Annotated in this window: 5 protein-coding genes; 3 read left to right on the plus strand and 2 right to left on the minus strand. The window is 70.5% G+C overall.

Annotated features, from left to right (window positions below; genetic code table 11):
• Both AC1DU6_RS22260 and AC1DU6_RS22265 read right to left on the minus strand, forming a co-directional pair.
• Positions 1–635, minus strand: a 635-nt coding sequence (locus AC1DU6_RS22260) for a molybdopterin cofactor-binding domain-containing protein (protein WP_477859667.1), incomplete at its 3' end; no start/stop codon positions are given.
• 71 nt (positions 636–706) lie between these two features.
• A complete protein-coding gene (locus AC1DU6_RS22265) occupies positions 707–1,201 on the minus strand; it encodes a (2Fe-2S)-binding protein (protein ID WP_477859669.1) in 495 nt (164 codons plus the stop codon).
• Between the two features lie 82 nt (positions 1,202–1,283).
• Between AC1DU6_RS22265 and AC1DU6_RS22270 the strand changes: the two genes are divergently transcribed.
• The 3 genes from AC1DU6_RS22270 to AC1DU6_RS22280 all read left to right on the plus strand — a co-directional run.
• Positions 1,284–2,042: a type 1 glutamine amidotransferase domain-containing protein gene (locus tag AC1DU6_RS22270; RefSeq protein ID WP_200955256.1), complete on the plus strand. Its 759-nt coding sequence runs from the start codon at positions 1,284–1,286 to the stop codon at positions 2,040–2,042.
• Between the two features lie 95 nt (positions 2,043–2,137).
• Positions 2,138–2,605, plus strand: coding sequence for a (2Fe-2S)-binding protein (locus tag AC1DU6_RS22275; RefSeq protein WP_477859672.1), 468 nt, complete (start codon positions 2,138–2,140; stop codon positions 2,603–2,605).
• A partial coding sequence (locus AC1DU6_RS22280) for a xanthine dehydrogenase family protein molybdopterin-binding subunit (RefSeq protein ID WP_477859674.1) occupies positions 2,602–4,074 on the plus strand: 1,473 nt, incomplete at its 3' end. The genes AC1DU6_RS22275 and AC1DU6_RS22280, both read left to right, overlap by 4 nt.

Consider the following 4,074-nt stretch of genomic DNA (forward strand, 5'->3'; position numbering starts at 1 on the left):
GGCAGCTGCAGGTCCATGCCGTAGACCTGCGAGCCGTCGAGCTTGGGGCGGGTATCCAGCCGCTTCATCGGCTTGCCCGCCAACGTCCACTCCTTGGCCGGCTTGAGCTGGATGTCGGCCGGCGCGGCCAGCTTGGCGGCCTCGGCGGCGAGCTGGCCGTAACTCAAGCGCTTGCCGGCATGCACCACCCAGCCCGCCGAGGTCGTGCACTCCACCACCGACACCTGCCATTGGTTGGCCGCCGCCTGGATCAACAGCGCCCGCGCCAGCGCCCCGCCCTTGCGCACGTACTCGTGCGACTCGCGCACGCCGCGGCTGCCGCCCGTGCTCATGCTGCCCCAGGCGCGGTTGCGCGCGAGGTTCTGGCCGGGCGTCGGGTATTCGGTCTTCACCTTGGCCCAGTCGCACTCCAGCTCCTCGGCCACGAGCTGGGCCAGGCCGGTCAACGTGCCCTGCCCCATCTCCGACCGTGCGATGCGGATGACAACGCTCTCGTCCGGCAGGATCTGCACCCAGGCGTTCAGCTCGGGCGTGGCTTCACCCTCGGCAAGGCCTGGCACGTGGAAGCCCACCATCAGCCCGCCGGCGGCGGCGCTCGTGTGCAGAAAGCTTCGACGGGAAAGAACCGCGCTCATTGGTGCACCCTTCGCGCTGCGCGCTGTCCCGCCAAGCGGGCGTTGAGCCCCTTCGGGCGGCCGTGCGGGGCTCATGCCTGGCCCCCTTCGATGACGATGGGGATCTGCTTGCGCTGCACCTGGCCCGCGGCCAGATGGATGGCGGCGCGCACCCGGTTGTAGGTGCCGCAGCGGCAGATGTTGGTCATGGCCGCGTCAATGTCGGCATCGGTCGGCTTGGGCTTGGCCTTCAGCAGCGCCGCGGCGGCCATCAGCATGCCGCTCTGGCAGAAGCCGCACTGCGGCACGTCCAGCGCATCCCAGGCCTTCTGCAGCGGGTGCGAAGCATTCGGCGCCAGCCCCTCGATGGTGGTGATCTTCTGCGCCGCCGTCAGCGCCGAGGCCGGCATCACGCAACTGCGCACCGGCGCGCCGTCGATGTGCACCGTGCAGGCGCCGCACTGGGCGACGCCGCAGCCGTATTTGGTGCCCGTGAGGCTGAGCTGCTCGCGCAGCACCCACAGCAGCGGCGTGTCGGCCTCCGCCTCGAACTGCATCCGCTTGCCGTTGACCGTCAATTCCGCCATGCCTCGCTCCCGTTCCGCCACCGCTGGCGGGCGCGGGGCAGCCTAGCAGCATCGGCACCTTTCTGTCTTTAGGATGCTCAACATGGCCCGCATCCTCATCCCCCTGCCCGCCCAGGACTACGACCCCTCCGAGGCAGGCATCCCTTGGAAGCTGCTGACGGCACGGGGCCACACCATCCGCTTCGCGACGCCCGACGGCCGCCCCGCCCAGGCTGATCCGCGCATGCTGGATGGCAAAGGCTTGGGACCTTGGAAATCCGTGCTCAGGGCCGATGCCACGGCCCGCGAGGCGCATGCGGCGATGGTGCAGAGCGAGGCGTTCCGGCAACCTGTTCCCTATGACGACATCGACGCCGGCAGCGTCGACGCCCTGCTGCTGCCCGGTGGCCATGCGCCGGGCATGAAGGTCTATCTCGAATCGCCTCGGCTGCAGGCGGTGGTGGCGGCGCAGTTCGCGGCCGACAAGCCGGTCGCCGCCATCTGCCACGGCGTGCTGCTGGCGGCCCGCTCGAAGCGCGCCGACGGCAAGTCCGTGCTGCACGGCCGGCGAACCACCGGCCTGACGAAGCAGCAGGAAATGACGGCCTGGCTGATGACGGCCGCCTGGCTGGGCAGCTACTACCGCACCTATCCCACACCGCTGCAGACCGAAGTGCAGTCATTGCTGGCCAGCCCGCGGGACTTCGACGCCGGCCCGCCACCCCTGCTGCGCGACACGCCCCAGCACCTCGGCCGCGGTTTCACGGTCCGCGACGGCCACTACCTCAGCGCGCGCTGGCCGGGCGACGCCCACGCCTTCGCGCAGGCGCTGGCGCAGATGCTGGACGAGCAATCGCACTGAGCCGCCAGCGCGTTTGGCCGGAAACGTGTAGCGTTCGCGGCTGCTGTAGCCGAATGCGCCGGTTCCGCGCACGTTTCCGACCCGTGGAGACTTCGATGACGACATTGCAGATCAATGGCCAATCGATGACGGTAGAGGCCAGCGACGAGACCCCGCTGCTGTGGGTGCTGCGCGACCATCTCGGCATGACGGGCACCAAGTTCGGTTGCGGCCTCGCCTTGTGCGGCGCCTGCACGGTGCACCTCGATGGCCAGCCGGTGCGCGCCTGCCAGACGCCGCTGTCCGCCGCGGCAGGCAAGCGCGTCGTGACCATCGAAGGCGTTGGCGCGACCAAGACCGGACAGGCCGTGCAGCACGCCTGGGTCAAGCTCGGCGTGCCGCAGTGCGGCTACTGCCAGGCGGGTCAAATCATGAGCGCGACAGCCCTGCTGCAGCAAAAGCCCAAGCCCACCGACGCCGACATCGACGCGGCCATGAGCGGCAACCTGTGCCGCTGCGGCACCTACACGCGCATCCGCAGCGCGATCAAGACGGCCGCCGGCCTGGAAGGCGGTGCCGCATGAACGCCTTCATTCCCCCGCTACTGCTGAGTGACACGGGCCTGAGCCGCCGCTCGCTGCTGAGCGCCCTGCCCTTGACGGGACTGGTGCTTGCCGTCGGCCTGCCCGGCATGGCCGGCGCCGACGAGCCCAAGAAATACGGCGGCGACGGCATGCCCCATGGCATCCAGGACAGCCCGCGCACCTTTGTGGCCATTGCACCCGACGGCACGGTCAGCATCGTCGTCAACCGCTCGGAGATGGGCCAGGGCGTGCGCACCAGCCTGCCCAAGGTGCTGGCCGACGAGTTGGAGGCCGACTTCGCCCGTGTCAAGGTCGTGCAGGCCCCGGGCGACGAGGACAAATACGGCAACCAGGACACCGACGGCTCGCGCAGCATGCGGCACTGGTTCATGCCGATGCGCCGCTGCGGCGCGGCCGCGCGCGCCATGCTGGAGCTGGCCGCGGCCCAGGCCTGGGGCGTGCCGGTGGCCGAGGTGCAGGCCGGCAACCACGCCGTCACGCACAAGGCCAGCGGCCGCTCGCTGGGCTATGGCGCGCTGGCCGAGGCCGCCGCCAAGCTGGACGTGCCCAAGCGCGAGGCGCTGAAGCTGAAGGACGCCAAGGACTTCCGCTACATCGGCAAGCAGGACAGCCACCTGGTGGACGCCGAGGTCATCGTCACCGGCAAGTCGCAGTACGGCATCGACACGCGGCTGCCGGGCATGCTCTACGCCGTCGTCGCGCGGCCGCCGGTGCTGGGCGGCAAGCTCAAGTCCGTCGACTCTTCCGAGGCGCTGAAGGTGCCGGGCGTCGTCAAGGTCATCGAGCTGGCGGGCACGCCGCCACCGTCGGAGTTCCAGCCGCTGGGCGGCGTGGCCGTCGTGGCCAAGGACACCTGGGCCGCGATGAAGGGCCGCGAGGCGCTGAAGATCGTCTGGGACGATGGCGCGCACGCGAGCTATGACTCGGCCGCCTTCCGCAAGGAACTGGAGGCCGCCGTGGCCAAGCCGGGCGGCAAGGTGGTGCGCAACGACGGCGACGCCGAGGCGGCACTCGGCAAGGCCGCCAGGCGCGTGGCGGCGGACTACTACGTGCCCCACCTCGCGCACGCGACGATGGAGCCGCCGGCCGCCACCGCGCGCATCGTGGACGGCCGCTGCGAGGTCTGGACCTCGGTGCAGTCGCCGCAGGCCGCGCGCGAGCGGGTCGCCCAGCGGCTCGGCCTGGACCTGGCCAAGGTGACGGTGAACGTGACGCTGCTCGGGGGCGGTTTCGGGCGCAAGTCCAAGCCCGACTTCGCGGTCGAGGCGGCGCTGGTGTCGCAGGCCATGCAGGGCGTGCCGGTCAAGCTGACCTGGACGCGCGAGGACGACCTGCATCACGACTATTTCCACACCGTCACCGCCCAGCACCTGGAAGCGGGGCTGGACGCCAAGGGCCGGGTCACCGCCTGGTTGCAGCGCGCAGCCGAGCCGACCATCCTGTCCATC

It is taken from the genome of Roseateles sp. P5_B10, assembly GCF_056400485.1.

Coding starts and splice junctions, on each gene's coding strand:
- AC1DU6_RS22265 (WP_477859669.1), bottom strand. CDS start 1,201: ATGGCGGAATTGACGGTCAACGGCAAGCGGATGCAGTTCGAGGCGGAG.
- AC1DU6_RS22270 (WP_200955256.1), top strand. CDS start 1,284: ATGGCCCGCATCCTCATCCCCCTGCCCGCCCAGGACTACGACCCCTCC.
- AC1DU6_RS22275 (WP_477859672.1), top strand. CDS start 2,138: ATGACGACATTGCAGATCAATGGCCAATCGATGACGGTAGAGGCCAGC.